Origin of the sequence: Bengtsoniella intestinalis (assembly GCF_039719005.1) — a bacterium.
GTDB classification, from domain to species: Bacteria; Bacillota; Clostridia; order Oscillospirales; family Oscillospiraceae; genus Oscillibacter; species Oscillibacter intestinalis.
The window spans coordinates 3,760,927-3,783,140 of sequence record NZ_CP133584.1 but is presented as its reverse complement, the minus strand read 5'-3'; the positions used below and the strand labels follow the sequence as shown (position 1 = coordinate 3,783,140).

The 22,214-nt window shown below is 45.3% G+C and carries 26 protein-coding genes and 1 pseudogene; 1 reads left to right on the top strand and 26 read right to left on the bottom strand.

From position 1 onward, the window contains the following. Nucleotides 1–2 precede the first annotated feature (2 nt). From mobP3 to RFF05_RS18020, 12 genes are all read right to left on the bottom strand, one after another. On the bottom strand, nt 3–1,853 hold the full coding sequence (gene mobP3 / locus RFF05_RS18075) for a MobP3 family relaxase (protein ID WP_409968383.1): 1,851 nt from the start codon (nt 1,851–1,853) through the stop codon (nt 3–5). Then, complete coding sequence (locus RFF05_RS18070) at nt 1,853–2,263, bottom strand: hypothetical protein (protein ID WP_409968382.1); 411 nt, start codon at nt 2,261–2,263, stop codon at nt 1,853–1,855. Before RFF05_RS18070 ends, mobP3 begins: the two co-directional genes overlap by 1 nt. Before the next feature lie 363 nt (nt 2,264–2,626). Next, nucleotides 2,627–2,899, bottom strand: coding sequence for a hypothetical protein (locus RFF05_RS18065; RefSeq protein WP_409968381.1), 273 nt, complete (start codon nt 2,897–2,899; stop codon nt 2,627–2,629). Continuing rightward, entirely contained in the window at nt 2,896–3,120 is a 225-nt protein-coding gene (locus RFF05_RS18060) for a DUF6103 family protein (protein WP_409968380.1), read from the bottom strand. The genes RFF05_RS18065 and RFF05_RS18060 overlap by 4 nt, the downstream gene beginning before the upstream one ends. A gap of 3 nt (nt 3,121–3,123) precedes the next feature. Then, on the bottom strand, nt 3,124–3,510 hold the full coding sequence (locus RFF05_RS18055; protein ID WP_409968379.1) for a DUF3846 domain-containing protein: 387 nt from the start codon (nt 3,508–3,510) through the stop codon (nt 3,124–3,126). Continuing rightward, on the bottom strand, nt 3,507–4,679 hold the full coding sequence (locus tag RFF05_RS18050; protein ID WP_409968378.1) for a hypothetical protein: 1,173 nt from the start codon (nt 4,677–4,679) through the stop codon (nt 3,507–3,509). The genes RFF05_RS18055 and RFF05_RS18050 overlap by 4 nt, the downstream gene beginning before the upstream one ends. 1 nt (nt 4,680) lies before the next feature. Continuing rightward, complete coding sequence (locus RFF05_RS18045) at nt 4,681–5,172, bottom strand: gamma-glutamylcyclotransferase family protein (protein ID WP_409968377.1); 492 nt, start codon at nt 5,170–5,172, stop codon at nt 4,681–4,683. Nucleotides 5,173–5,183: 11 nt separating this feature from the next. Continuing rightward, on the bottom strand, nt 5,184–6,233 hold the full coding sequence (locus tag RFF05_RS18040; protein ID WP_409968376.1) for an amidoligase family protein: 1,050 nt from the start codon (nt 6,231–6,233) through the stop codon (nt 5,184–5,186). A 9-nt stretch (nt 6,234–6,242) separates the two neighbouring features. Further along, nucleotides 6,243–6,680, bottom strand: a complete 438-nt coding sequence (locus RFF05_RS18035; protein ID WP_409968375.1) for a hypothetical protein — start codon at nt 6,678–6,680, stop codon at nt 6,243–6,245. Beyond that, nucleotides 6,677–8,491: a VirB4 family type IV secretion system protein gene (locus RFF05_RS18030; protein WP_409968374.1), complete on the bottom strand. Its 1,815-nt coding sequence runs from the start codon at nt 8,489–8,491 to the stop codon at nt 6,677–6,679. Before RFF05_RS18030 ends, RFF05_RS18035 begins: the two co-directional genes overlap by 4 nt. Beyond that, nucleotides 8,484–9,020, bottom strand: a complete 537-nt coding sequence (locus tag RFF05_RS18025) for a hypothetical protein (protein WP_409970142.1) — start codon at nt 9,018–9,020, stop codon at nt 8,484–8,486. Before RFF05_RS18025 ends, RFF05_RS18030 begins: the two co-directional genes overlap by 8 nt. 50 nt (nt 9,021–9,070) lie before the next feature. Then, nucleotides 9,071–9,334 (bottom strand): hypothetical protein, encoded by a 264-nt coding sequence (locus tag RFF05_RS18020; protein ID WP_409968373.1) that lies wholly within the window; start codon nt 9,332–9,334, stop codon nt 9,071–9,073. A 283-nt stretch (nt 9,335–9,617) separates the two neighbouring features. On the opposite strand from RFF05_RS18020, the gene RFF05_RS18015 reads away from it, so the two are divergent. Continuing rightward, entirely contained in the window at nt 9,618–10,835 is a 1,218-nt protein-coding gene (locus RFF05_RS18015; RefSeq protein WP_409967781.1) for an IS110 family transposase, read from the top strand. 122 nt (nt 10,836–10,957) lie between these two features. On the opposite strand, the pseudogene dcm reads toward RFF05_RS18015, so the two are convergent. From dcm to RFF05_RS17945, 14 genes and pseudogenes are all read right to left on the bottom strand, one after another. Beyond that, nucleotides 10,958–12,621 (bottom strand): annotated as a pseudogene (dcm, locus tag RFF05_RS18010) (DNA (cytosine-5-)-methyltransferase). 24 nt (nt 12,622–12,645) lie between these two features. Next, the gene (locus RFF05_RS18005; RefSeq protein WP_409968372.1) at nt 12,646–13,545 is read right to left on the bottom strand and encodes a conjugal transfer protein TrbL family protein; all 900 of its coding nucleotides are present in this window, start codon (nt 13,543–13,545) and stop codon (nt 12,646–12,648) included. Between the two features lie 27 nt (nt 13,546–13,572). Then, a complete protein-coding gene (locus tag RFF05_RS18000) occupies nt 13,573–13,866 on the bottom strand; it encodes a hypothetical protein (protein ID WP_409968371.1) in 294 nt (97 codons plus the stop codon). 63 nt (nt 13,867–13,929) lie between these two features. Next, nucleotides 13,930–14,220 carry a 4-oxalocrotonate tautomerase gene (locus RFF05_RS17995; RefSeq protein ID WP_409968370.1) on the bottom strand — a complete coding sequence of 97 codons (291 nt, stop codon included), beginning with the start codon at nt 14,218–14,220 and terminating at the stop codon, nt 13,930–13,932. Between the two features lie 278 nt (nt 14,221–14,498). After that, complete coding sequence (gene tnpA / locus RFF05_RS17990) at nt 14,499–14,969, bottom strand: IS200/IS605 family transposase (RefSeq protein ID WP_409967221.1); 471 nt, start codon at nt 14,967–14,969, stop codon at nt 14,499–14,501. A 200-nt stretch (nt 14,970–15,169) separates the two neighbouring features. Continuing rightward, entirely contained in the window at nt 15,170–16,132 is a 963-nt protein-coding gene (locus RFF05_RS17985; RefSeq protein WP_409968369.1) for a nucleotidyl transferase AbiEii/AbiGii toxin family protein, read from the bottom strand. After that, on the bottom strand, nt 16,116–16,778 hold the full coding sequence (locus RFF05_RS17980; protein ID WP_409968368.1) for a DUF6088 family protein: 663 nt from the start codon (nt 16,776–16,778) through the stop codon (nt 16,116–16,118). The genes RFF05_RS17985 and RFF05_RS17980 overlap by 17 nt, the downstream gene beginning before the upstream one ends. 187 nt (nt 16,779–16,965) lie before the next feature. Then, a complete protein-coding gene (locus RFF05_RS17975; protein WP_409968367.1) occupies nt 16,966–17,988 on the bottom strand; it encodes a DUF4179 domain-containing protein in 1,023 nt (340 codons plus the stop codon). Then, nucleotides 17,988–18,455 carry an RNA polymerase sigma factor gene (locus RFF05_RS17970; protein WP_409968366.1) on the bottom strand — a complete coding sequence of 156 codons (468 nt, stop codon included), beginning with the start codon at nt 18,453–18,455 and terminating at the stop codon, nt 17,988–17,990. The genes RFF05_RS17975 and RFF05_RS17970 overlap by 1 nt, the downstream gene beginning before the upstream one ends. 82 nt (nt 18,456–18,537) lie before the next feature. Continuing rightward, nucleotides 18,538–18,870, bottom strand: a complete 333-nt coding sequence (locus RFF05_RS17965; RefSeq protein WP_409968365.1) for a DUF3852 domain-containing protein — start codon at nt 18,868–18,870, stop codon at nt 18,538–18,540. A 37-nt stretch (nt 18,871–18,907) separates the two neighbouring features. Then, nucleotides 18,908–20,596: a hypothetical protein gene (locus RFF05_RS17960; protein ID WP_409968364.1), complete on the bottom strand. Its 1,689-nt coding sequence runs from the start codon at nt 20,594–20,596 to the stop codon at nt 18,908–18,910. Nucleotides 20,597–20,659: 63 nt separating this feature from the next. Next, nucleotides 20,660–21,172, bottom strand: coding sequence for a DUF6550 family protein (locus RFF05_RS17955; RefSeq protein WP_409968363.1), 513 nt, complete (start codon nt 21,170–21,172; stop codon nt 20,660–20,662). A gap of 92 nt (nt 21,173–21,264) precedes the next feature. Then, on the bottom strand, nt 21,265–21,813 hold the full coding sequence (locus RFF05_RS17950) for a hypothetical protein (protein ID WP_409968362.1): 549 nt from the start codon (nt 21,811–21,813) through the stop codon (nt 21,265–21,267). Continuing rightward, nucleotides 21,810–22,205, bottom strand: coding sequence for a DUF4320 family protein (locus tag RFF05_RS17945; protein WP_409968361.1), 396 nt, complete (start codon nt 22,203–22,205; stop codon nt 21,810–21,812). The genes RFF05_RS17950 and RFF05_RS17945 overlap by 4 nt, the downstream gene beginning before the upstream one ends. Nucleotides 22,206–22,214 lie beyond the last annotated feature (9 nt).

The following is a 22,214-nucleotide window of genomic DNA, read 5'->3' as shown; positions in this document are numbered from 1 at the left end:
TTTCACAAAGATAATTCCATGGCATGGTCATCTGGTTTATGCCCTCGATTTTGCTTCATTTGGCTCAGCTTCAACCTGCGCTTTCTGTCGATATGAAAGCCAATGGGCTTTTGCAAGGGCACTTGTTGGGCGAACACACGGCTGGCATGATGTAGCAGTCGTGTGGTGGCGGTGAACACAGATGGGTTTACACCCACAGGCTTGTTGTCCACGAAAAATTGAGCATATTGATTTCCCTGTTTGGCTGATGCACGAAACCACTGTTCTGCTTGGGCTGTATCCCGCTCCACATGGGTGCCTGCTTGATACATCTTCCCCAACGTGTATTGAGCATTGGCATTGCCATGGGCGGCCGCTTTTATAAAATACCCAAAGGCTTTTCCTGCATCATAAGGCACGTCATCACCAGATAGATATAATTTACCCAGCCGATATTGTGCAAGGTCGCTCCCATGGTCTGCGGCACGTTGGAGATAGTCCATGGCTTTTTCTATATCTCGTGGAACTTCCTCGTCTTTCAGATACAGCACACCAAGTGCGTACTCTGCATAGTGATTCCCCTGTTCTGTCGCCGCCATCAGAAGTTCTAACCCTTTCTCTATGTCACGCATCACGCCATCCCCTGTGATATAGCGTTTACCTTCATAAAATGCATCTTGGCCAACTTCCTCCACCGTCGGCGTAGGAAGTTGGTTATCTTCTTTTGTGGTTTCTTCAAAGCACATATCCCCTTGGGCGATGTGCATGGCCTCTTGGATAACCATATTTTTAATAGACTTAAATTCTGCGCACTTTGACAATGGCAGCCGCTCACTTGGTGTAGAGGTGTAGGTCAGTTCCACACTGGCCTGCATTTCCCACCACAGCTGATAGGCCTTCGCCACAGACTCCTCACGTCCTAGCCCGTCCACAATTTCATCCACAATATTTTTAAGATTGGCATGGAGATAGCCATATTGTTTTTTACCACGGATGTGTTGTAACCGCTGTGCCAGATGGGTGATGAGCTGTTCGATTTTCTCGTTGCGCACCACCCCTTGGCTCATAGCAGTGAGCAGTGTATGCATCGCTTGCTTGGACTCCTGTTTTGTATGGGTACGACGCACTGTTTTTTCTGCATAGATGGGCAAGAGATCCTCTTTGAATATCTCTCTTGCCATGGCAGATTTCATTTTAGCGATGCCCTGACGAGATAGGAACCCTTCTTGTGGCTGTGTGCTATAGCAAATCATGTGAATGTGTGGGTGATGGCCTTCATTGTGAAAAGCGGCGTACCAATGAAAGTGGGCAGGTGGTATTTTGAGACTGGCGGCAATCTCCATGGCTTTGATTTGCAGCATAGCTTGCCATTGGGCTGCAGACTCATATCCCAATCGCTGGGCATCTTCTCTGCGCAACGATATGATGGGTGTCCACAGGTTTCCTTGATGGTTTGATAGCTCTCGTGCCACCTCCGCAAGCACCAGTGGCTCTGTACCACCAGAGAACAATCCGTGGGTGTCTATTTTTTCAACCCTTGGGCGGTTGGCAATGTAGTCTAGATATTTTTTCTTACCAACCACCTTGTTGAGATTTTGTTCCAATGCCATAGTGATGAACTCCGAGGCATTTTCACGATTGGGATTGCGAATGTAGTCATCATATTCATGGCAGTCTTTGCTGTCTGGGAAATCACTGACCAGTTGCGCAATGAATATTTGTTGTCGCTGGGTGGCACTCCATAGTTCCTTCCCATTTTGAACTTTTTCAACCCCATCACGGGTGGCAATGTATTTTACCAGACTGTCAATATGGGCAGTGGCTTTTGTGGTGCCGCCTTTGATGTAGGGACACTTCAAAATGATTTTTGCCATCAGTCATATGATTCTCTTTGCTGAAAGGCAATGGCATCATCCACTCTGATTTGACCGCGTGTTTTTTTCACCTCTCGGACACTGCGACCACGGAGGCTATGGACTTCTTCTTCGGTGATGTCCAAGGCTGTGGCCAGCAGGTGCATCACCATATTCATCTCCACTGACAGACGAAAAATATTATTTGACACACGATTTTCTGAGATTTGATAGGTTCCTCGAATGGCATCTAGCAGTGCTTCACAAAGGAAGGGTGGCATGTCTCGCCCTTCTAGATAGCCAATATAGAAATCCAATGCTTTGAGAATAAATTCGTTTTGGCTAAAGCAGTTATCTTTCTTGTGAAGCTGAACGATTTTGCTCTGCATGGTGTCAGGCATTCGCAATGGGAATTTAACGGTTTCTGGCATAATTTTCTCCTTTCAAACGAGAGAATTCGGGGTATATATCACCTAATTTGGTGTGGCTGTAAGGCAAATTGGCTTAGAGACATCATCCGCCGTTATAAGGGGGATTTGTGACATCACGGACACGTTCTAAAAAACGTCGGCACTGCCGACGTTTGTGGGTCGAGGTGAGGTCGCAAGACCTCACCTCTTTATCCTGCTCTGTTTTCGACCATGGGGATTGAGCGTAAGGTTGGTGGTATAATCGCTCACAATTCTCCCTTGGCTAAACGCTCCCAACATGGCTAGTTATGCGCCCCAATGGTGTCCCTGCCCCTAGTGGATGCCAACCTTGGCACACGAGGGCAACAACGGGGCGACAGCGGGTCACATAGTCTGGATGTGATGCTCCACTACGCTGTGGACTGGCTGACAGAGTTCCGTCATGGCCAAATTGAACTGTGACAAGGGGTAGCATTCTCGGTTGAGTTCCACGTCCAGCCCCTGTCTGCGGAGATAATCTTCATTACTGGCATTGATGCCAAGGTCGGCAGTACCGCTACCATCGCTGCAAGCATAGACCTGTTCAACGGTGCCATCCTCCATACGAAGATACATCCCTGCCTTGATTTCTGCTCCATTTTTGTCGTAATAGTTCATGCGGTTCCTCCTTGGGATTGGCTGGATTCCTTGGGTTTTGTAGCTTTCAACTCGTTTTCATCGATGTACTCTTGCACCGCCGATGGGACGTATTTTTCATAGAGTTTTTGCAAGGCAGCCTGCAATTCTGCTTCGATGTCAGCATCTTTTTTTGCCATATATCGCTTAATAGCACGAAGTTTTTCTTGCTCCATGCTGATGGTGATGTTCTCCTTTTTCACAGGTCACATCCCTCCCATGCCACCAAAGCCAATAATCATTGACCGTGGTTTTAGTTGGGGTTCGGCACCAGAAAACGCAGGCACTTCGCCAAACACTTGGTTGCATTTTTCGATTTGTGACTCTGTGATAGAAATAAAATCCTCATCCGCATCGCCACAAATAAAAAAGGGACCGCAGATAATATCCGCCGTTCCAAGCCAACGGTTGGGTGCCATGCCGTTGAGTTTGCTTTCCTCATTGACCACAGCAACGCAACCGCCACCGATATAAAATGGCTCAATCAATCCATCCACTTCAGCCTGCATGGCCTTTAATGTGTTGGGGATTTCTTTGACAGTGGGTGCCTGTCCCACCTCAATTTTCAAAATTCTAATGGTGTTTTCACTCATGTTTCGTCCTCACTTTCATATTCAATATAGGGAATTTCTAGCCACGCAGTCCAACTACGGTCTTCCAATTTGGTTTTCACAACACCGTATCTGGTGCCCATCGCTTCAATCACATACCCATCACCCACATAGACACCGATGTGCCCATCTTTCCAAACAGCCAAACCAACAACCTCTGGAATGGTGGAAATAGCACCTTTCACCGTGGCTGAGTGATACATTTGGTCAGCGCCAATATCGGGCATACCATTGGTGCCATAGCCAATTGTTAGAGTATCGCAGTCCAGCCAGCCGTAGCCTTTGATCAGCCCTACACAGTCTGTAGTGCGACTACCCAGCCAATGCTCCAAGATGAAATCTTGATAGCTACCAACCCCATCTGGGTATTGAATGACCTTGGCCTTCAATAAAGATGGGGTTAAAAGCCCACCAAAGGTACCCCATACATAGCCCCACTGATTGTCCCACGCTTGGACTGCATAGGTGGCTAAATCCAAGTTATTTTTGGTGGCGGTGTTGGTAAATCCGCTGATGTCAAGGGTGGTGTCACTGCCTGTTCCGTACTGCATATCACCACTGAAGCAATCACCACCACTGGTGATTTGGGTGTATAGGTCTGTGATATTTTCTTGCTGTTGTTGTGTTACAGCAGGGGTGAATGCTTGATACACCTCGTCCGGTTCTAACACATAGGCAACGGTGAAGCTTCCAACTACAATGCCATCCACCACCTGGTCCACTTCCTCATAACGGACAAAGGCATCCACAAAATCTTGTGTTTTGCCATCACTAGGAAGTGTGTCATCGTCAAAATACAACGTATAGAATACAGATTTCACTTGGGTGCTATCCAAGCCAGTGCCACTGACCATGGTATTGATAGCGGCTACAGCTTGGTCAATTACAGAAAAGCAGTGTTGCATATTTTCGATATGGGTTTGATATTCCAACGGGATGGAATCACTTGAGGCACCGCCATAAAAGCAGTAGTCCACCACAGCTTGGTTGTGATTGGACGCACCTGAGAGGATGCCACAAACCATCACAGCCACCACAATCAAAGGCGAAAAAATGCCAACCACAATCCAACCTGCAGTTTTACGCAGTCTATCATTGCTCAGAACTGTTGCGGCAATTTTCGCCACAGCAGTCCCAGAAAGCACCGCCATATCACCACCACCCTTGTTGTAGGAAGGCCATTTGGGGCGGTTCCTGCTCCAAGCGTTCTTCTGTTTTATCTAGCGCCTCATACAAAATGGATACATCAAAGCCTGCAGTTTCATAGCCCTCTAAGATGGTATCCACATATCTTTGGCTGGGCATCCCCAATTGATGATGGCTTGGCATGGTGTACACCATGGCCTCAATCTCCTGTTCATTGAGGGGCAGAGTCATCTGCTCTTTCCCATAAAAATGGGGATACCCCTCATACATATCCAGATGCAATTCATCTTGTTTGGAAATAGACCACAAAAGCACTGGCACGGTGGCACCTTCGCATGGCTCAATGGTGGCATAGAATCCTGTTTTTGAGCCACGAAACACCAGTTCATAATCCTTAATTTCTGAGGCACCAATGATTTTAGCTTCTGGACAACGCATGGTCATTTGGGGGATATTGAGATTGCTCCCATAGGCAATATAAATTTTTTCTTTGGACATTCAGTTCTCCTTTACATGATCATAGACATAGAAAAAGCAGGCGCTTGTCCTGCAGGCGCCTGCTCTTGGGGTGGGGGTGTATCCAATGGAACTTCTTGTTTTTGGGCTTGCGCTGACAGTTCTTTTTCACGTTTGGCTCGAAGGCGTTCCTTTTGTGCCTGGGCTTGTGCTGGGTCTTTCCAAGCGATGTTGCCCTCTAGATGCCCTAGCAAATGCTTGCGTGCTGTTTTGAATTCATCCCCAATCATACCCAACCGCAACAGCCAAACTCGAAAGGTATATTTGTCGTTGGTGGATTTGGTTTTAATGGGCGAGGCATAGCTTTGGTTGTGAGCCTGCGCTGTCATGCCCATGCAAAATTGGATGTATGCTTTGATTTTTCCTGCATGGAGATTGGCATTGAAGGCTCGGAACTCGATGGTGCCTTTTTGAAAAACAGAATGTAAATTGAGGCAATGGTATCGACTGTCGTGATAGTGCATATGGCTTCCATCGTGACCGTTGTACCAATGGGATTGTAATTTCTCCATGGTAAGGGGTTGTTTCCCATTGATGGCATCTAGAAAATGCGTGTCAATCTTTCGGCAATAGTGTTCCTCACGTTGTCCATCCACCTGCAAGGCACGGTAGATCATATCTTCCTTGGCGGCAACAATGTTGACCAGATTGCGCAGGTGTTTTGCTTCAAAGGGTGCGGCATTGATATGGATATGGATGCCACAACTTTTGTTTACAAAGGCTCCACGCTCACGCAATTTACGGACAAGCTCTTGTATGGTTTCAATGTCGTGGTATTGGCAAATGGGACTTACCAATTCTAATTTGCACTCATCTCCTGCCAATACTTTACGACCATTTGAAACCCTTTGGGCCACAATACTGGAGTCGTACACAATTTTCCACTTTCTTGCCTGCGTATCCCTCACGGTATAGGTGTAATACGGTCCCCCTTGGTACTCTGGATATGTGCCAAAGTAATCGCCCACAACGTCGGCCGCCTCACTGCGTGTCAAGCCAGTCATTTCAATTTCGATGCCAAAATCCTGTGTTCTTAAATCCATTGCATCACCTCACCATTGCTTTGCATCGTGGATGATACTACAGGCCGATGGTAAGGTATCTGCACCCAATAACAGAAATTCCTCCAACATACTAGAGCGCCATTGGTCAATGAGTTCGCCACCACACTGGCTATGAAGTGCATTGATTTGCGCAATGGTGCGGCGCAACACACCCTCGTCCACCGTCTGTGACACATAGGCTGTCAGCAGGGATTCTAGGGTCTGAATTTCCGTTTTCCCATAAAAATAATACACTGCATAGGGATTTTGATAGGGCTTGTCATCCAACAAATTATGGAGGTTCTCCAGAATGGTTGGGCGTTCTTTTTCGCATTTGAGATACCGTTCCATCATGCACAAGATGTCGTTTTCACGACTTGGCTCATAGCTGATGCATAGATAGAGGTCATCCATCAAGTCGTGTTTGCATTGTTCTGTGGTCTTCATCGGCCACCTACCTTTCCGAATAATTCTTCTTTATGCTGTGGTGCATGAACCGCTAAGTTATAGCGTTCATTGCCACACTTAAACAGGCACACCCCACGTTGAGGATGGCGAATGAGATTGTATTCCGATTCCTCCAATTGGAGCGAGTCCATATAAAATCGCTTGTCGATGTTGCCAGCATTAAACAAAAATGCGTGGGTTGGAATGGAGAACAGAGGTTTGGTCAGCTCACGGATGCCCTCAATGTTGAAATCTTCAAGATTCTGACTGGCAAGAATCACAGCTGATTCCTTCTTGCGTACTCGCTTCATAAAGTTGCGGATGTACTCAATGGCGGTAAGGTTGGTGAGGAACAAATACAGTTCGTCAATGCTGGCTGCAGTGTTCCCCTCAGTCAAGAGCTTGTCACTCATAAAGGACAACACATTGAATAGGAGCGCATTTTTCACGTTCTTAGATGCTTGCAACAGCCCTTTGACGCCGAACACCACAAATCTGTCACTGGTAATATTGGTGTGACCGTTGAAAAATTTAGACTCCGCACCCATACACATAGAGTGGAGCCCCAACAGGATTTCTTGCAACAGCTCTGCTGTATAGAGGTGATGGTGCTGGGTTTGATAGTCGGCGTACTCCTGTTCCATGAGGGCATACAAATCCGACAGGACAGGATAGTCCGTGGCAGTCAGCTTGGCAAAGTTGGTGCCATCGCTGATGCCGAACTTGGCATACAGCTTACTCAACATGATTTCGATGGTGTCGATATGCTTGTCCTCAAATGCTTTATAGGTGCGGAAGAAATCTTTGAGGAAGGAGATGTGCTGGCTCAGCTTGGTTCTTTCTCGAAAGGTGTTGGGTGCATTATCGTCACTGCCTCCTTCGCCCCAAGTTTTAGGTTCTAGGGGGTTGATGATATATTCGCCGTTCATCAGGTCGATAAAGCATCCACCTACATTGTGGGCCAGACCAATATATTCATGCTCTGGGTCTAGGCAAATGACGTTTTTACCAGAGGCGAGAACATTGCACAAAATCAGCTTTAAGAGGTAGCTTTTACCCTGTCCAGAGTTGCCCAAAATCAGAATGTTGGCATTGGTCTTGTCATCGTCACGCTTATCGAAGTCCACGATGATGTTGCTACCGAACTTATCTCGCCCCAGATAAAATCCGTTGGTGTCAGTCTTGCCACTGTAGTTGAAGGGATAGAGGTTTGCCACAGAGCTGGCTGGAAGCACCCGTTCAAATTCTGTAGCAAAGAGGTTGTGTCCGGCAGGGCCAACAGCTAGAAATCCCTGTTGCTGTTGTAAATAGAGTCGCTCTACATTCAATTTAGAACGGACAAGCTCCGTCAGTACATCGGTTTGCAACAGCTTCAATCCATCCATGTCATGGGCTACTAACTCGATGTAAACAGCGCAATGGAGCAGGGGTTCACGGTTTCTGTGCATGGTGGAAACCAGATTGGCCACGTCTTGTAGATTGTTGTTGGCAGTCACGGTTTGTTGCAAGTCGTTGGGGTTGCTGGATTTCATGCGGTTTTTATTGGCAGCATTGTGGATGATTTTCTTTTCCTCATTGGCTGTCACCTGTCTGGTATAAATCCGCAGTGTAACACCATCCTTTTCCCCTAAGTGACGAAGGATGGCCTGCTCATCCGTGGCAGTAGGATACTCCCGAAGCGCCCACACAGAACGGAATGTGTTGCCACAGATGAAGTGGTCTGGATTAAACTTTATCATAGAGGGCGCAATCATATCCAGAAAGTCTTTTGTATAGCCCTCTGTGGTAGGCATAGGTTTTTTCTTATTCATCACCAAAAATCACCCATCTTTCTCCATCGAAATCTTCGTATTCTTCGGTGGTTACATTTTGTTCGTAGTACACACCAAGTAGTTGTTTGAGGGTGTGCTTATCCGCTTTTTTTGTGGTGAAGCCTTGGTCTTTCAATGATTTTTCAATCCGTGCCAGATAGGGCTGAACATCGGCTTCTTTTTCATCTCGCAAGCGGATGATCAGTACAAATTCTCTAGCTGTCGCCATTTGCACCTGCATACGGTCAAGGGCAGTCATGTCCTGCTGAAGCAGTTTGCGGATAACAGAATTTTCCTCAGCCTGCATTCGTTGCCGTAAATAATTTTTGTTGTCTTCAAAGTTTTCACGGCTATTGAGACAAAGCATTTCAATATCTGCAATGCCTTTTAACACATTCATCAGAGCATAAATTCTAGCACTGACACTGCTGTCCGATAGCACACTGATGTTGGTGGGCTTAAGCATAAAAAACACCAACTCCCCGTGCTCTGTCACCAAGCTATGCTCTGTAATGTCGGTGATACCCATGAGACTACGGGTGGAGTCTGCCTGTTTTTTCTGCCGTTTCCATTGTCGTTTCACTGATGTTCCCTCCAAATATAAAGTTGTTTTTTGCCAAAGAAAAAGGACACCGCATGACGGATGAAATCCAAAATGCTAGTATCCTCAAATCGAATGGTTAAAAAAGCATAGACAGCGGTCACCACAATAGGTGGCAAAAATCCGCCTTTCGCTAAGGCAAATACAGAGATAAGCAAGCCGATTCCGATGATGGCAATGTCACGCAGTTCCCATAACCACAGGGTTGCCTTGGATTTAAGATTATCTGGGTAGCTATACATTTTGATTTTCCTCCTACAATATAAATTAAGGTTTAAGGCACGGCTGCCAGCCGTGTCTTTTGTCTTTTTGTTGCCTAAGCTGTTAGAATGGGAGAGAACAGGTCTGGCTCTGTTTTCCGAGGGCTTACACGCCCGCAAAGGAGTCCGCCAGCCGCCTCTCTCGTTCGCAGCATTCGATTTGCGCAGGTTGTGCCACCAAGACTGGTGCGTTCGTGTCACTCAGGAGATTGAACAAGCAGCGAAGAAAGCGGAATGCCTAATCAAAATACATGGAGGAAACAATATGAACGCAGTCGGAATCGATATTTCCAAAGAATTCAGCGTGGTAGCCGCCCTGCGGCCTATGGGTGAGGTGGCGCTCCCACCTCGTACTTACCAGCACGACAGCCACAGCATCGACGTACTGGCGCAGGAAATTCTTGCGTTGGGTGCGGACACCCGTGTCATCATGGAGGCCACTGGTCGTTACCACGAACCAGTCGCCCAGACACTGAGCCAGCACGGTATCTACGTCAGCATTCTCAACCCACTACTCATCAAGCAGAGCGGTGGTGGCTCCATCCGCAAGGTTAAAACCGACAAAGCCGATGCCCTAAAAATCGCAAAATACGGGCTTGACAATTGGGTGGATTTGCGAGAACATACACCTATGGAAACCATACGACAACAATTAAAGCTCTGCACACGGCAGTACAATTTGTACATGAAAACCATTGTTTCATTGCAAAACAACCTAATTTCTCTCTCGGATAAGACCTTTCCAGGCGTCAACGAGCTGTTTTCTAGTCCTGAGCGCAAGGATGGTCATGTCAAGTGGATTGATTTTTTGGCTACATTTTGGCACTGTCACTGCATTGCAACCGTCAGCGAAAAGTCCTTCACAGACCGCTATCAAAAATGGTGCAAGCGAAAGGGGTACCATTTTCAACCCAAAAAGGCGGCTGAAATTTACGCAAAAACCCAGAAAATGATTGTCACTCTGCCCAAAAACGACTACGCAAAATTGTTGGTTGTGACGGCGGCCAAGCAACTCATAGCCTCCAAAGAAACCCTCTCTGAGATGAAAATCGAGATGAACCGCATGGCTAAAGAGTTGCCCGAGTACGACACCGTCATGGCGATGTACGGCGTAGGCGAGGCCACTGGCGTACAGCTGATGGCGGAGATTGGGGATGTGCGTCGCTTCGCCCACCGCAGCTCCATTGTGGCGTTTGCAGGGGTGGATCCGTCGGTCAACCAGTCAGGCAAGCAGACCTCTCAAGGCGGAAAGACCACCAAACGTGGCTCGCCCCACCTGCGCAAAACGCTGTTTCAGGTGGTGTCTACCTACGTCAAGAAGAAGCCTGAGGACGAGGCGGTGTACCAGTTCATAGACAAGAAACGTGCCGAGGGCAAGCCCTACTACGTCTACATGACGGCCGCACAGAACAAGTTCCTGCGGATTTATTACGCTCGGGTCAAGGAGTGTATGCTGGCTCTGGAGACCGCCAGCGAGGGCTAAGTGACGCTAATTTCATAGTTTTTCAGGTCAGTGATTACACCTTCTTTCTCTGGCCTGTTTTGTTATGCCTGCTTTGTCATCTCACAATTTTTGTGAGATTTTTTCATTTTAGGGCTTGACTTTTATTTACAGGACTCCTTACTTTGTCGCAAAACAAAAGCGATACCTCGCAGGACAAAATCCACGCAAGGTATCGCTACACTATTGCCCAAGGCCTTGTATCTGGCACTGTCAGAAGCCTTGGGGATATCTGTCCAGCCATCTGGGAACCCCTGCAGTCGCTCACACTCCAAGGGCGTCAGTCGGCGAACAAGGTTGTGGGTGATGGCTAGGTTTTCACTGCCTCCACCGTTGTTTCCCCCTGATGCACGGATGGTGCTCACACCATCACTGTAGTCACCAAAGGAGGATTCGCCATATACTGTGGGGTTGATAATGCACTTATCTTGGCTCACATATTGATTACCAATCCCTTTTTCATCACCACGACAAAGGGCACCAATGACCTCTTGGTATGGCATCACCGCATGGCGGTCGGCACCAGTCAAGGTGTATGCAACGCCTTCTTGACAGCCCAATCCGTTGCCACCATTTTGCACCTCACGGTCAATAATATTGCCAGCGATGCAGTAGCTTTTTGGTGCTTGTTCCACCAAGGGTACGTTGTTACCGCCTGTTCCATACACCGATGCGATGGTGGGTGCTACACTCAGTGGGCCGTTGTATCGGCAATCTCTAGCATGATTATCGTATAGCACAGGCTGATTATTGCCACTGGTACCTGCTGCACTTGTAATGGTAGGGCACAAATCTTCACAGATTTCTGCGCCACCTTGCTGACTACCCAATACGATGGGGATGTTGCCACCCATACCAGCTCGAAGCGTACCCACTTTGTTATCAAAGACGTCCATCCGCTCTCCACCTTGGTCGTTGAGACAATAAAACGGTTCGGCTACAAAGGTCTGCATCTGCATAGTCCGTGTAGCCATCAGTGCGCCAGAAATACCATTTAGGTCGATAACTTCATCACGTTGGTTCACATGGAATGTGTTTATTTTAGCCCCCTTGAATCTCCAGAGCCAGTTTCAGTTGGGGTGGCAACTCTTTCTCTCTGGCTTGACTCCGTCTGAGAATCCCCAAGCAGGCTGCTTTGCTTAAATAATATTTGGGGTGCGGAGAGTCCTCCAAAATCTGCGACAAGGAAGATACGACGGCGTCTTTGGGCGACTCCCCAGTATTGAGCGTCGATAACTCGCCAAGCCAAGCTAAATTTTCCTCCCAATATAATTGCCCCAGAAGATTTCCATGCCCCGGTGTCAGGTCTAGGAACATCAGCGGTGCCATCACAAACTCGGACAATTTCTTCGAGTACCGCACGGAAGTCTTCTCCTTCAGCGGATGAAAAGGCGCCAGGCACATTTTCCCAGACCATGAATCTAGGTCGCTGAAGCTCAGTTGGTATTCCTCGTTTTGCATCTGCATTTCTCATCTCCTTTACAATGCGTACTTGATCCATAAATAAACCAGACCGTTCACCCTCCAGACCAGCACGCTTGCCAGCCACGGAAAGGTCTTGACAGGGACTCCCTCCACAGATGATGTCTACAGGAGGGAGCGTGGCTCCATCTAACTTTGTAATATCCCCGATATGGAGCATCTGGGGGAAGCGTATTTTGGTTACTTCAATGGGGAATTTTTCAATCTCACTGGCCCACACTGGCGTAATGCCATTATGAGCACACGCAAGAGGAAATCCTCCAATCCCATCAAAGAGACTACCCATTGTACTCAAAAATTCCCTCCTTTTTTATTTCGGTGCCACGCTAGGCACTACAGTGCGCATCATGCCAACGGCTGCTTGTGCAGTGTAAACAGCGCTCATCATGTTGCCACCAGTGGATGTTTCAAGGCCAAATGCACCAGCAATGCGCGGGATTTCACCAGCTGATAGCATCAGCCCTAACCCCAACAAAGCATTGTCAGAAAGCACCATAAGACCTGCAGTTAATATGGTGGCTTGCAAAAATGTGGTAAGACAAAGCCCTACAATCTGTTTGCACCATTGAATGAAGCCATCAAGATACCCTCTAGGCACAGAAAACATATATAAGCTACCAACGGCAATTTGGATGAGCAAAATACCGCCACGTTTGATATTTGCAAAAAATACTTTTATGACAGCGTATCCCATCATAAAAATAATGAATAGTAGCATAACGGGGTTAGAGATACCTGTCAGCCCACCAAAAGCACTTGTTACGATGCCATCTTCAGTTGTGGTGCCCATGCTAGATACTATGCCACTGGCCATGGTGCCAAAGGTCACATCAGAGCCTGTAATACCTGTGGATAAGCTACTTTGTAATTCTACCGATAGAGCAAACAGCTCCACTGGCACAACCGTAAATAATGATACTGCCATAAAACCTTTCACAGCATTAAAAGCAGTATCTTTCAGGTTTCCTCGTCCACTTTGATAATCAATTCCTGCCTCAAATAAAGCCACAACCAAGCCAGTCACATACAGTGACCACGCAAGATAAGAAAAAAACAAAATGATGGATTGCACCCAAGGCATATCAAATAGTTCTACGCCCATGTTGCCCATGGCGCCAAAAAAGTCGGCTAAAAAGCCCACAGCTTGCCCATAAATCCAGTCAATGAACTGATCCATTACATCGCCCATTACAAAATCCCATATAAACAATTCGCTCACCCCCTCCGTGGTCAAGAATTACATGGATTGCATTTGCATGGACATGACAGGGGCTGGCGACTGTGTCATAGCATACCAAATACCTTGCTCTTTTTGTGGTTCCTGGCAAAATTCTTGTTCCAAGATTTCTGCACTTGAAATTTCCTGCTGACTACCACTTACCCCCAAATGAGAATAAATTGATTGGCCTTGCAAAAGTTTCGGGATGCTCTCCGCCGTTAAGTTCACATATCCACAAGGTGTCATCAAGCAAATGGCATCGGATGGATGTTGTTCTAAAAATGATTTTACAGTCATATTGATTCCTTTCATAAAAAAGGAGCAAGGCTGTTTTCACAGTCTTGCTCTTTAGGCGATTGGTGTGTTTTGTTGTAATTAAGATTCGTCTGCCAGAGCCTGTTCGATTAGCTCGATGATGAATGCCTTTTGACTTTTTCCTGTGGCTTTGAGATGCGCCTTGAGCTTGTCGAATAGTTCCTCTGGAATTTGTAGTGCCATGGTTCTGGTGCCGTCTGTCATTGGTTTCCCCTCCTGTATTTTGTAATATTGGGTGAGTAATTGCTCCATGTATTGATTCAAAGTCAAGCCACTTTGCTCCTGCTGAGTCCGCACTTTACTGTGCAATGCCACGGGTATCTTGGCGCATAACGATTTGGTTTCGTCCATAATAGTCACTCCTTTTTCCTTTGATTTACAAGGCAAGTATATAGGAATGTATGGCACATAGCTATCATCAATACCAACGAGAATGGTGATGGAAATACAAGCAATATTGACAAGAGTGTATCATCCCTTCATTCAAGATATGTGGCAGTCAAAACCACCAGCTGAGCTGGTGGCTTGGGATAGCCCTAGAAGGGCATGGTACTGACACACCCCTAAAGGGGTCCCGAATGGTCTGCCACGTGCATTACTGTTTCGGGCTACCCCTAAAGGGGTTTTTCTTATGCCTTGGTATTCTTGCTACCCGTGAACGGGTCTGTATACTCTTTCAGGCTCATTTGGTCTGCCATTTCATCTTCTTGCAGTTGCTTCTTTATGTACTCTTGTATTTGCTTTTTATTTCGCCCCACCGTGTCCACGTAATAGCCTCTCGCCCAAAAATGTCGGTTCCCATATTTGTACTTTAAATTTGCGTGCCTGTCAAATATCATTAAGCTACTTTTTCCCTTTAAAAAGCCCATTATTTGCGCTATACTGTATTTTGGCGGCACACTTATCAGCATGTGGATGTGGTCTGGGCAAGCTTCTGCTTCTATAATTTCTACCCCTTTTTGTTCGCATAATTTCCGCAGTATAAAACCTATGTCTTGCTTTATTTCACCGTAAATTGCTTGTCGCCGATATTTGGGCGCAAATACGATGTGGTATTGACAACGCCACTTAGTATGCGTTAGACTGTTAATGTCTTTCATGTGAAGACCTCCTCGATATTGTAAGTTAGGTTGGCAGACCTTGACTTTACTATATCGGGGAGCTTTTATTTTGTCCATAGCTATAAGCTTTTTATCCACTGGCAGAGCCAGTGGTTGTTGTATGAATACAAAATTGTACCCACAGCGAAACGCTGTGGGTACATCATTACATCATATTCGCTTCAACAGAAGGTTTTCATCTATAACCCCTCATCCAAGGCAAGTAAACGACTATACAGTTGCTCCATGGACTGCACCATTTCATCATAACTAAAGGTATCGTCTGCATTGAATACATAGATTTCTTGCATTCTACGAAAGTCATTTTTCAAACTACGATTATCCTTCAGCTCTGAAAACAGCTTGAATTGATTCAATGGCAGAGTAGATAGGTCACTCCCAATGCGAAACGTTTCTTCTAATCTTTTATATCCAAGCATTTTTGCCAACTGCGCATCGTCATTTAGCAGTATTTGTATTCTGGGTAATTTCATCATGACAGCTAAATCATAGAGATGCTTTGATACGTCAAACAGTTCATTACGCACATAATAAAATTCGGCGGCCAGTATCTTATCTGCAAATATGCGTTCTTGCTTGATACTTTTAATCGAGAAGGGGGCCACTTGAAAGGATTCTTGCAAGATGTGCCTTTCTTCATCAGTGGCCTTTGTATACAGCAGTGGTTCGATTTCTGACACCTCGAACGGTTCGCTCACAGTAAAAGATGTGGATTCAACCTTCACATGACCAAAGCGCTGCAACACATCTTCTGGATCAATATCTGTCACTGGTACGTAATCATAAATAGCAGTGATGCTCCCCCGTGAATTGTGTTCGCTTTCCTTATTTGCGGTTCTGGGTAATTCCACATATTTATTGGTGGCTCGTTCTAACCTCAATTTCCCTTGATTTTTTGAACAGTCATTGATTTCCACAGTCAAGTCGATGTCTTCAGAAAAGCGGTTGAGGGTTTTCATTGCTTTGTACAGTGCAGTGCCGCCCTTAAAATACGCAGGTAATTCCCCTTGCTTTTGCGCCAATTCAAATAATAATAAGCAGACATAATAATCTTTTTCGATGATGTCAGAGCGGATGCCTGTGCGTTGATTCACGTTGGCAATCAAGACCGAAAAGGCATCTCTATCAGTGTGCAAGTTCATGTGTGTCCTCCAATACGATGTCCAATACTTGTAGCAACGCTTTTTGAGGGTAATGCTTTTTGGCCATTTTAAGCAATGTTATTTTATCCATGTGATAGCTTTGAATGGCATCTACTATGATGGCTTTAGGGTTTAATGCATCCACATAGGAAGTCCCTAGCATTGTAATGACATCAATCATCTGCAGGTATCGATAATTTTCTGTGGTGATTGTAGTGGCAGGTTTTTTTAGCACCGTTTGTGTCATTGCTGCTATTTTTGTACGATGCTTATTGGTGACAATTACTTTTTGCTTAGGCATAAGTGTGCATAAGCCTAGCTGGTGTAAATAGGATTCGGCGCCTACATATCCAATCCGCTGGTCATCTTCTCTGGTGCATAATTCATGCACAACCAATTCTATGGGTGGCGGTGTCTTTCCAAAGACCGTCATTTTGGGTTTATAATACACACCTTTTTGCACTCGTTCAATCATGCGCTTGTCAGCAAGGCGTTTCAGGTTGAGATTTACAATATCCTTGACTTCTATAACCGGCACATCTAGTTCCTGCGCCATTGTTTTAGCAACCTTATCGGTAAAGATTGGAATGCCTACAGGCACTTGCTCTATCAGGTTTCCTAGATGTTCACTGTAATTTAACTGCAAAAAAACACCTCCCGTGTGATATTATTATGCTCATATTTAATCTTTTTATTCCACATCATAATATCACACAGAAACTTTGTTGTCAAGCTTGTTAAATTCCAATAATATCCCAAAAGAATGTTGCATTAAGGCTATTTTGACAAAAGAAAAGCCAAGCCTTTCGACTTGACTTAATCTTGTCCTAATATTAATCTAAAAATACTACAATATCTCCGACTGTGATGGAATCAATCTCTTCCAGAGGAATAATTTCATCAAATGTGCCTGATTTATGTGCCAGTGTGTAGCCATCTTGTACAGAGCCACCTCCACCAGAAGAAAATTCTAGTTTTGTTCCATCTTGCATTGTTAATACAATACCAAGTTCATTATACAACGCATATTCTTCTTTTTGTAGGTCTGTTGATTGACCTGATTCTGTTGAAAGAGTAGGTGTTTTGTCAAAAGTATAGTCCACAAGAAGTCCTACGGGAGAAATTGTTAGAGAATTCACTGTGAATGCCACATCTTCTTTTACAAAACTCTCACCAACATCAATGGTAATAGATGTATCTTCATAATTTAGTTCAAATTTCATTTTCCATGTTCCGTCAACTAAAGTATGGATTTTATTATCATCTCCCCAATATCCTAAATCTTCAAAACTTGCTGTAACATTTTCACCAAAGGGCATATCATCATCACTGCTTATATATTGAATCACACGATAATGCCCATCTTCTCCCAATTCAAAGCGAGAATTACCATGTGTTCCACCTAATTGAGTGAAAATAACACCTGTTCCTGAAACAACCAAGTCCTCATAATTTACAAAATCAGGCAATTCTAAAGGCGAACCGTCCTCTTGTGCCACTTTAAACACAACACAAACATTGTTTTTATCACCGATAATAGCTTCTGCTGTAATTGTTACACCTTTATCCGTGTCACTTGCACCAATTGGTCTACCGATTTGCTCAATAATTTCCGTTTGACCAACCGAACCACCAAAGATTGGTGATAATATTTCAGTCACAGGTGGTAAAATCCCTGTTGCAAATGCAGTCACTGAAACTAAAGCAAGTGAAGCTGCTATAACTGATACTTTTGATAATTTGCTAAATTTGATTACTTTATTTTTATTTGCATTTTCTTTTACGTTTTTCATAAGATTTATTTTCCCCTCGTCCGAAAAGTGAATTTTACTTATTTCATCATTATATTTACTCATTAGTTTTCCTCCAAAATATCTTTTAATTTACCTTTACCTCGTGAAAGTCTTATTTTTACATTAGCGACTGAAATTTTAAGAATTTCTGCTATCTCAGCTACCTTATATCCCTCATAATAATGGAGATATATTACTGTTCGATACTTTTCATCGAGTTTATTCACTTGATTTAAAACGTCATTTTCTTCTGTATTCGGTGCTTGTATATCCCCAATACTTTCAAAATCAACATTTCGTTTCTTCCACGAACTTTTTAAAATATCCTTACACACATTTGTTGTGATATGCAAAATATAAGCTTTTTCGTGTGCGTTATCATTAAATTCTTTACTTGAATTATACATTTTAATAAAGACCGTTTGGCACACATCTTCGGCATCTTGTAGGTTTTTAAGATAACTAAAACTAAGCCTTAAAATTGTATCAGCATAAGCATCTATTAAATGTCTAAGCTTTTCATCACTCATTGTTGTTCTCCTTATTTTTAATGGCCATCTAATTATAACACGAATGAGAACGTCTAAAGGTTACATTTTTTTGAAAATATTTTTAAGCTAATCCAATAATATCCCATACATAAAGTGGCGCTGTCAGGGTGAACACCAAACACGCAAACAAGATGGCTGGTGCCGCCCATTCGAATTGGCCTTGTTTGCGATAGTCGAAATACGCAAGACCTAGTTTGGCGAAGAAGAACACGGCAAGAATCAGGTCAATGGCTGGGAATACCACGTTGTTGACCACGCTTTTGATTTGCGCTGAAGCATCTGCCCATGTGCTTTCCACAGCACCTGCCACATCGCCTGTGCCTGTGGCAAAGGCAGGACTGGCAAGACAGGTCACAAGCACCATCACAATGCAGGCGAAGATGCCAAATTTCATATATTTTTTCATAAAGTTACCTTTCTATCGTTGAAAATTAAGGGCTAAGGGGCGCAATATGCCAGTCATCCCAAAGGCTACCATGAATGGTAAGGCTGTCTGTTAAATTGGCAGATAGCATCCCCACTGGTGTCCAACAATCTATGACCCACGTATTCACGGTATAGCTCCCATCGGGATACCAAATTGGGGTAAAGTGTGTGCGATTTTGATAGGTGGAGTACACATTTTTCTGGAACTGGAACTTGCCAGAACTGGTTTCCTCCAGCAGTCGCCAATAGGTGTCGTAGCCAAACTCTGGGAAATAGCTGACTCCATTTTGTGGCGAGGTAGTTGCCGTACTCTGTGTAGTGCTAACACTGGCTGTCACCGTCTGATTGATGCCGTAGCCAGATTTCATGGTGCTACCGCTGGCGGTGGGGTTTTCGTCATCGCAGGTAATGTCCATAGATGCGGTCAATGTCGCCTCATATTGGTTGTAGTCAAACTCCCACCAGCCTTCATCCACCCACACTGAAATCCAAAAACCAAGGACAAAGTATCCTCGATCCACCCAATATTCCTGCCACCACGGTGTCCAAACACCCCAAGTGGCACTGGTTGACACAGCTCGCTCTGGTACGTCAGCCTCTGTGAAGTCGTTGTTTCTATCATCAGCCACAGGATTGGGTGGTGGGTTCTCATCCAAATCCACAATCTCACACACAATGGTGGCGGATTCTGTATCCCCTGGGCCTGACACAGACACCTCAATTTCAATGGTTTGTGGCTGGTCTGGCGTTGTCCATTTCACCCAAGCCAGTTGTCCATCTCCGTCAGGATAGTAAATATTCCCCACACTGTATCGTGTGCCATTGATGTTGAAATACACCACCGTTGCATTATCTGGGTCAGATTGTCCACCACTGACATACACTGAGGTAATCACTTCTGTATTCACTCTGTATTGATAATCGTACGCCTGTGGCACTGTAATCTCTGGTTCTTCTTCAAATCGAACAACCCCAACCCCCAAGGACGATATAATGTCATCGTTGGTGGCTGGGGTTGTAGTGCTACCCGTCCACGCAGGATAGCCCAAATCACTGACTTCTAAGAACATGGCCAAGGGTAGATTTTTATGTGACAAAGATACCATCCACGCCCGAAGTGAACCACTAATCATCTGGTCATACATGGCGGCTTCTGTTGCCGTGGATGCAATGTACACGCCTTGGAATGTGTAGTAGGCGATGGGTTCCAACAGTAATTTATAATCACCGCCAATGAGTACATCATAATTCATGCCTACTAATGATGCTATTGAGCGAATGACCTGTTCATCGGTAAAATAACTTTTAATTGCATCAGCATTGTTTGTTCCTTCTGAACTAATCACCGTGGGTAAGGCTTGAGACGGTTTGTAATATGTGTAACTATCTTGGTAGGCTATTAGTGACAGGCCATTGCTATATTGCTTTTTAGACACTTTTCCGAAGTGGTAAATTGACGATGTAATGGTTTTGTTGGTCAAGTCGATGGGGGTTGTCACCACAGCATGATCGCTAGAGCGCACCACTGTGACACGGACACCATCCATGCCAGGGTTCCAAAAGTTTCCGCTGGAGCCATCCCCCATGCCACTGCCACCAGAGTCAATGTTGCCATCCCCCACCGCCAAGGCGGAGCCAGTTAGACCACACAATAGCAACACGCACAAGCAAAATGCCAGTATTCGTTTTCCCATAAAAATTCCTTTCTACAACGAAAAATGCACAGCCAGAGCTGTGCATTTGCGTTGCTATTTATATTATCCCATGATTCCAACCTTGTTGCCGTTTTCATACATATCTTCAACATAGATGGCTTGATTGTCGCCACCTACGATTACATCCCCAAACCCCGGTAACCCACCGCCACTGTTACTGCCTGTGTTGGTAGATTCTTCTGGTGCAGGGGTTTCTACAACAGGTGGCTCCGTTGTGTCACCGCTAGAGGGTGGCTCTGGGTTTGAGAGTTCTTCTTCCGTATAGGTTGGTTTTTCTGGAATGTCTGGTTGAATGGTTTGCTCTGTGCCAGTATCAACAGCACCTTCTGGTTGAGTGGTGTCCTGACTGACTTCTGGTGCGATGATAATGATGTCTGTCTGTTCTTGCTCAGGCACCGTAATGTCCACCACCACATCGGTGACTTCTTCCGTGATAGTGGGTAAAGGTTCATCTTCGACCACATCTTTTTGGAATTGTTGGGCGATCAGCCCTACCAACACAGCACAGGCGGCCAACGCCCCCATGATAATCAAATATTTCTTGGTATTGTTCATACTTTGGTTCTCCTTGCATTTTTATCTTATGCCACACACTACCATAAGAGATGGCATAAGTCTAGTCTAAAGATATGAGAAGCGTAATTTTCTTAAAAGCGTGGAGTGTATCCAGCACTGGTTTTCAGGGTAATGGTCATAGACGGGAGCAACGTTCCCCCAAAAGAGACAGGCACCTCTAGTTTGAGGGTGCTGTCCACAACAAAGCGCTGTGATGCAATGTCCCCTGATGAAATGGGTGCATTTTCGATGTCCACATCCAACCCCCATAGCCTGTACTCCACTTCACCCTGACTGGTGTATTGAACATAATACCCATTGTCATAGGTCAGCCCTAGCGTGTCATCCATCAAGGCATAGATATCGCTGTAATCTAAGCTTTCTTCAAAGGTTTCTGCCACAGGACGATATGCCCCAGAATAACCCTCACGCACGCTGTGATACACATCGTCGTAGTTGTCGTTGACCACTGCAATCACCGCTGTTTGCAGGGTATCTCGCACCCCTTGGGCAATCAGCATCAATCTAAAATACTCCGATATGCCTGTGAACAACAAGAGCAGTGCAAGGGTAATAGCCACGGTCAATGGTACCGCTGAACCCTTGGTGTTGGCTAGGGCAGCTTTACAGCGCAGTATCATTTCCAATACACCTCGCTTTTGCCTGTGGCTTCCGCACGAAGGGTGATGGGAAAGCTGGCAAAGTCACCGAACAGCCCTATATCTACATCATAGGTCACTTCCACACTCACTTCTTGATTTAGTTGGATTTTGCCACTGTCAGACCATGTGACGTCTGGCTGTATCCCTGTTTTTTCCACCAGATATTGTTCCCTTTGTGTCGTTTCTGTGCCTACACGACCAGCGATTTCCGCTTCTCGAATTAGCTCTGTGGCGAAGGTGTCTATGGTCTGCTTTGCGATATAAACTGGTAGCACACGCACTGCCAGTGCCAGCACCATCATGGCACAAAGTACAATGATGATCACATCAATATACCCTTCACCACGGCTGTTTTTCAATGCTTTTTTCATTTGCACACC

Excerpts from the sequence above, each read along its gene's own strand:
- mobP3 (WP_409968383.1), bottom strand. The coding sequence starts at position 1,853 with ATGGCAAAAATCATTTTGAAGTGTCCCTACATCAAAGGCGGCACCACA.
- RFF05_RS18070 (WP_409968382.1), bottom strand. The coding sequence starts at position 2,263 with ATGCCAGAAACCGTTAAATTCCCATTGCGAATGCCTGACACCATGCAG.
- RFF05_RS18065 (WP_409968381.1), bottom strand. The coding sequence starts at position 2,899 with ATGAACTATTACGACAAAAATGGAGCAGAAATCAAGGCAGGGATGTAT.
- RFF05_RS18055 (WP_409968379.1), bottom strand. The coding sequence starts at position 3,510 with ATGAGTGAAAACACCATTAGAATTTTGAAAATTGAGGTGGGACAGGCA.
- RFF05_RS18050 (WP_409968378.1), bottom strand. The coding sequence starts at position 4,679 with ATGGCGGTGCTTTCTGGGACTGCTGTGGCGAAAATTGCCGCAACAGTT.
- RFF05_RS18045 (WP_409968377.1), bottom strand. The coding sequence starts at position 5,172 with ATGTCCAAAGAAAAAATTTATATTGCCTATGGGAGCAATCTCAATATC.
- RFF05_RS18040 (WP_409968376.1), bottom strand. The coding sequence starts at position 6,233 with ATGGATTTAAGAACACAGGATTTTGGCATCGAAATTGAAATGACTGGC.
- RFF05_RS18035 (WP_409968375.1), bottom strand. The coding sequence starts at position 6,680 with ATGAAGACCACAGAACAATGCAAACACGACTTGATGGATGACCTCTAT.
- RFF05_RS18030 (WP_409968374.1), bottom strand. The coding sequence starts at position 8,491 with ATGAATAAGAAAAAACCTATGCCTACCACAGAGGGCTATACAAAAGAC.
- RFF05_RS18025 (WP_409970142.1), bottom strand. The coding sequence starts at position 9,020 with ATGGGTATCACCGACATTACAGAGCATAGCTTGGTGACAGAGCACGGG.
- RFF05_RS18020 (WP_409968373.1), bottom strand. The coding sequence starts at position 9,334 with ATGTATAGCTACCCAGATAATCTTAAATCCAAGGCAACCCTGTGGTTA.
- RFF05_RS18015 (WP_409967781.1), top strand. The coding sequence starts at position 9,618 with ATGAACGCAGTCGGAATCGATATTTCCAAAGAATTCAGCGTGGTAGCC.
- RFF05_RS18000 (WP_409968371.1), bottom strand. The coding sequence starts at position 13,866 with ATGAAAGGAATCAATATGACTGTAAAATCATTTTTAGAACAACATCCA.
- RFF05_RS17995 (WP_409968370.1), bottom strand. The coding sequence starts at position 14,220 with ATGGACGAAACCAAATCGTTATGCGCCAAGATACCCGTGGCATTGCAC.
- tnpA (WP_409967221.1), bottom strand. The coding sequence starts at position 14,969 with ATGAAAGACATTAACAGTCTAACGCATACTAAGTGGCGTTGTCAATAC.
- RFF05_RS17985 (WP_409968369.1), bottom strand. The coding sequence starts at position 16,132 with ATGAACTTGCACACTGATAGAGATGCCTTTTCGGTCTTGATTGCCAAC.
- RFF05_RS17975 (WP_409968367.1), bottom strand. The coding sequence starts at position 17,988 with ATGAGTAAATATAATGATGAAATAAGTAAAATTCACTTTTCGGACGAG.
- RFF05_RS17970 (WP_409968366.1), bottom strand. The coding sequence starts at position 18,455 with ATGAGTGATGAAAAGCTTAGACATTTAATAGATGCTTATGCTGATACA.
- RFF05_RS17965 (WP_409968365.1), bottom strand. The coding sequence starts at position 18,870 with ATGAAATTTGGCATCTTCGCCTGCATTGTGATGGTGCTTGTGACCTGT.
- RFF05_RS17960 (WP_409968364.1), bottom strand. The coding sequence starts at position 20,596 with ATGGGAAAACGAATACTGGCATTTTGCTTGTGCGTGTTGCTATTGTGT.
- RFF05_RS17955 (WP_409968363.1), bottom strand. The coding sequence starts at position 21,172 with ATGAACAATACCAAGAAATATTTGATTATCATGGGGGCGTTGGCCGCC.
- RFF05_RS17950 (WP_409968362.1), bottom strand. The coding sequence starts at position 21,813 with ATGATACTGCGCTGTAAAGCTGCCCTAGCCAACACCAAGGGTTCAGCG.
- RFF05_RS17945 (WP_409968361.1), bottom strand. The coding sequence starts at position 22,205 with ATGAAAAAAGCATTGAAAAACAGCCGTGGTGAAGGGTATATTGATGTG.